Annotated in this window: 4 protein-coding genes and 2 pseudogenes; 1 reads left to right on the top strand and 5 read right to left on the bottom strand. The window is 63.2% G+C overall.

The window, feature by feature from the left end:
• Nucleotides 1–156 precede the first annotated feature (156 nt).
• The 5 genes and pseudogenes from M3461_02705 to M3461_02685 all read right to left on the bottom strand — a co-directional run bounded on the left by M3461_02705 (nucleotide 157) and on the right by M3461_02685 (nucleotide 4,155).
• Nucleotides 157–422: pseudogene (locus M3461_02705) on the bottom strand (AbrB family transcriptional regulator).
• Nucleotides 423–844: 422 nt separating this feature from the next.
• The gene (locus tag M3461_02700; GenBank protein MDQ3773349.1) at nucleotides 845–1,738 is read right to left on the bottom strand and encodes an NAD-dependent epimerase/dehydratase family protein; all 894 of its coding nucleotides are present in this window, start codon (nucleotides 1,736–1,738) and stop codon (nucleotides 845–847) included.
• A complete protein-coding gene (locus M3461_02695) occupies nucleotides 1,735–3,351 on the bottom strand; it encodes a GMC oxidoreductase (protein ID MDQ3773348.1) in 1,617 nt (538 codons plus the stop codon). Before M3461_02695 ends, M3461_02700 begins: the two co-directional genes overlap by 4 nt.
• Nucleotides 3,348–3,737, bottom strand: a complete 390-nt coding sequence (locus tag M3461_02690) for a hypothetical protein (protein ID MDQ3773347.1) — start codon at nucleotides 3,735–3,737, stop codon at nucleotides 3,348–3,350. The genes M3461_02695 and M3461_02690 overlap by 4 nt, the downstream gene beginning before the upstream one ends.
• Nucleotides 3,738–3,960: 223 nt before the next feature.
• Nucleotides 3,961–4,155, bottom strand: a complete 195-nt coding sequence (locus M3461_02685; GenBank protein MDQ3773346.1) for a hypothetical protein — start codon at nucleotides 4,153–4,155, stop codon at nucleotides 3,961–3,963.
• A 177-nt stretch (nucleotides 4,156–4,332) separates the two neighbouring features.
• On the opposite strand from M3461_02685, the pseudogene M3461_02680 reads away from it, so the two are divergent.
• Nucleotides 4,333–4,448 (top strand): annotated as a pseudogene (locus M3461_02680) (transposase).

The raw sequence follows: 4,448 nt of genomic DNA, 5'->3' as shown, positions 1-4,448 counted from the left end.
CTGACAAGACACTTGGTCTACACTACAGCCAGTTCGAAACTCGACCCCGAGTGTTTATGCGCCTTCCCGAAGGGTAAACCTCGAAAACTCGGCATTTCCTAAGGTGGGTTGAGAAAGATGGGCTAGCGAGCAGGGCCGAGGCGTCGAGCACCGCCTTCACCGGCTTTCTTCCATTTCGGCGTCTCGGCGGCGCTGGGTCAGCAATTCGGACGCGAGGCTCTTTCCCACCGGCAGGCGGGCAAAGCGGTCCTTGAGGCGGCGCCGGATCGCCTCCCGTATCTCGAGGATCAACCGGCCGTTTTCGAGGCGGGCGACCAGCGTGTCGCCGAGATCGAAACCGAGCAACCGCCAAAGCTGGGCCGGGGTGACCAGGCGCCCCTGGGGGCGAGCTGTACCTCCGTGGGCGATGTGAGGTATGCCATAGCGTTACAGATGATGGCACATCGAGATCATTCGTGCCACTGCTGGATCTGCGAGGAGGGGCACGAGATGGATCGGGGCACGCATCGATAGCGAACCCCCGGCCGCGGCCACTCACACCCCGGCCAGACGACCGCTGCTGGTCCCGACCAGGCATGGCCGTGTGACCCGGTGCTGCGCCCCGGCTCTCATGGCAGAGTATCTCAAGTGCTTCGTGCACATCTATATGGACACGCCGAAACGTATCCAGGCGTTCGAATACCCAGAAGGCCGGCCGTTTCTTCAGGGTCACGCGTGAAGGGGGATGCGCAATCATCTGTAGCTCGCGGCCGAGGTTTATGGGCGAGGAGCACCGAGAGCAGGCAGATCTGATTTCCAACCCAGGTGCGGGTGGGGCCGGGTCACGACCCCCTCTTTTCATGTCCTAGATCAGCTCCTCGAGGCTTTCCCCGGTGGTCCTCACACGAATCCCCAATCGCGCTAGATCACGCGCAGTAGGCGTGTGCCGCATCGCGAGCAGCCCGAGCACGTTCTCCGACGAAACGGGCAACGGCAGGCGCAACCGCTCGAGCGCGCGTACCACGACCAACATCGACTGCGCCGGAATCGGAACCAGTCGCGCTCGCCGATTCAACCGTGCGGCCATCATCTCGATGAATGCCCGCATCTTCACACCCTCGGGCTCGGCGACGTTGAGCGCGCCGGTAAGATCGAGTTGCACCGCGCGTTCGAAGGCAACGCAGAGATCGTCGATGTGCACTGTCTGCAGAATCTGCCGTCCTCCGCCGACGAGCGGCACGACAGGCGAACTCTCGATCGACCTCCGCATCCGCTCGAACAATCCACCGCTCGGAGCAAGCACCAGCCCGGGACGAATCACCAGATCGCGCACCGAGTCGAGCTGCCGCTCCAATGCGAGCTTGCTTCGCCCGTAGTATGAGCGGGCATCGGGATGCGCGGCAAAGCTCGAGACGAAAACGAATCGGTGCACGCCGGCCGCGCGCGATGCGGCTAGTACACGGGCGGTCCCCACTTCGTTCACCCGCCTCGCGGTATCAGCGCGACTTTCCGCCGTCGCATACGCGGCGTGAATCACCACGTCCGCTCCCTCGAAAGCACGCTCATCGATTGCATCGGGCAGCTCGGCCCGAAGCACCTCGATGTCGCGCTCGGCGAAGGGAGATCGCGACGGATCGCGAACGAGTGCGCGCACATTCCACTCGCGCCGCCGGAAATGATCAGCCAGGTGCCGGCCGATAAGCCCGCTCGCTCCGGTGATCGCAATCGTCCGGCCGCGCGCAGTTGGAGACGAAGTCACGCCACTCCGCTGGACGCGAGCTTCTCCGCCAGGAGCGATCCCACGCGATTTGCGTTTGCCATGATGGTGAACGTCAGCCCCTTCGCCGGCAGATACGGGAAGGGCGAGCCATCCGCGACATAAACAGCCCGTGTCGCTCGCAGACGGCATTCGGCGTTGCAGGTGAGCTCGCCGCCGTCGGCGGCCATCGGAAATGTCCCCGCGTAGTGAATGCTCGATCCATGGCCCGGTCGAATCGCCTTGATGGGCCAGCACCCAAGACGGCGAAAGAATCGAATGACGTGCGCCTCGTCGCGGGCATGTCTCGATTCTTCTTCAGTCGAAAGCTGGTAACTAACCACGAGCCGATCGCTCCCGTCAGCTCCGCGCTCGAGGCGGCAGTTTCTCGAGACGCTCGGAGTGTCCTCGTGATTGATTCCGAGAATCGCGAAGGCACTGGTCAGCAGCTGCATCACCCTGAGCGCCTCGCGGTAGGCGATCGGCGCTTCCTTGAGCAGCTTGAAAGTCATCAAAGAGCGATAGGAATACATCTGCGTGACCACCATTCCGTGCTCTCGCCCCGGAGGCGCGTACAATCCGGTGAGCTGCGCGAGACTATGCCGGCGGTCCCGCGCCGGCCGCCCGATCATCCTCAGGTTCACCGCGGGCACGTACGTGTACGGATTGCAGAGGAGTGGCAGCGGTTGCGTGTAGCGGCCGAGAGATCGGAGAACAATGCGTGCGCTGCTCGTCGTCCCTCCGGCCAGAACGAGCGCGCGTGCACGATAGGTCTGTCGCGCGCCCGACTCCGTGTTGTCCGCCGTAACCTCCACTCCCTCTGCGCTTTCCGTGAACGATTGCACGAATCGCTGTCCTTCATAGGAGAAATTGGGGCGCGGGCGAAGCTCCTCGATGGTGAATCGCGGACGGTACACGCTGCGGTCTGTGTCCGCCCAGAAATCCATGTCCAGGTATTTGTGCGGCCCGCGTCCGTGAAGCGCCTCCGTGCAGATTGCGAGAGGAGTGCGCCCCAGAAAGAACCCCTCTCGCGCGAACGTGTCGCGTCGCGACGAATAGCGATGGAGCACCGCTTCGGCGTTGGTATCTATCTCGATCGGCGGCATCGTCGAGAATCCGCCGAGCAGCTGTTCGAGATCGTCACCACGTCCGGCAGTAGTACCGATGCGCTCAGCCACGGCCCGGTAGTGCGGGTCGAGATCTGCGCGGCTGATAGACCAGCCGGAGAGCTCCTTCTCGGAAAAGGGAAACACTCCTGCGCCCCACGCCGCGCCCAGCCCACTGAGCGCGAGACTTTCCGACAACTGAAAGGTCGAGGACTCGGTCGGCATTCGGGACGCTGCACTGGTGAAGACGTACCGGCGGGGTGGAGTGAGCTGCGCGCCGAGGCCGAGCTTCCCGAATGGGATACCCTCGAAATCATCACCCAGGAAGTAACGGTGCTGCTGGTCGTCGATCTCACGGATCGTCCGAAAGGACTCGGCGGGGATCAGCGGCGTGTATCGTGTGTCGTCTGCGCCGACGTCGAGGAGCACGACGTTGAGACCGGCTTCGACCAGCGGAACTGCAGCGTTGGCGCCACCGGGCCCGGATCCGACGACGATGACGTCTATCACGCGGGCCGGCCGCGCCTGACAGGAATCGCTACGAGCACCAGCGCGCCGATGGCGAACTTGAGACCCGCCGACAATCCGTACCAGATGAGAAGCAGCAGCGTCCGCGCGCGTCCGGGCGGTGCTTCGAGGAATTCACCCGCGTAGTGCGGTGACGCCTCGAGGATCGCCGCCATCAGCAGGAGCTTCCGTCGCAACAGCGATCCGGGCCGAAGAAAACCCGCCGCCGCGTCGAGGTACGGCAGGGCGCCGGAATGCCTGTACGCGAAATCCATCAGCGCAGCATCGCGCGCGCTCGGCGAATCGGTAAACAGCCGCGCGCACGCCTCGACGTATCGCTCGATCAGCTCCGGCGCTGGATCGCGATCGAGGAGGTAGCGCGCGAACAACCGGGCTTCGCGAGCCGCGCCGGACGCGACGTGCTGATGTGACACCTCTCAGCTCTTTCTCAGAACAAGGGTGTGTTGCAGCGCAAGCAAGGGTGCCAGCGGCGCAAACGCGCGCTCGGCGAGAACGATTGCAGGGTCGAACACATCGGGTAGCAGTTGTCGAAAATTCACTCCTCCGCTACGACATAAGGCAGGTGTGTATGCGGCTCGTCCACGAGCAGCGTCAGCTCGGGAATTCCCTGTTGAAAGCCGCGAGGTCCCGCTTGAATACGATGTAAGACAACGCCTGATTCGCGCCGGACATCGGCCCCGTTGAAGCGGTTTCCCATCCTTTCGTATTGGTGTCGAAGGTTTCGCTCGCATGCAGCCTGCTGAACATGCGACGTGCGACTGGCCCGTAGTACGGCTCGATCAGCACCGCCCCACCCCCGCTTCCGAGCGCTCGAACCAGCTCGCGAAAAAAATTCCGCGGCGAAGGCAGATGGATGGAACACGTTAATCGCGTAGAGCGCCCGCACGCTTCCATCCGCGAACGGAAGAGCTTCCCCCTCGCACACGAGATCGAGAAACGTACTTCTCCTCCTTCATCGAGACCCTGCGAGCGCTGGGGCTTTCAGGAACCGAGCTCGCGCAAGCGCAATGCGGCACGATCCGCCTGAAACCCTTCAAGATCGGGGCCCAGGTTCGACTCAGTGTGCGCAAGATCTGGAT

Source organism: Pseudomonadota bacterium (assembly GCA_030860485.1).
Taxonomy (GTDB): Bacteria; Pseudomonadota; Gammaproteobacteria; order JACCXJ01; family JACCXJ01; genus JACCXJ01.
The sequence above is the reverse complement of the archived record's forward strand: the minus strand, read 5'-3'. Positions and strand labels throughout refer to the sequence as shown.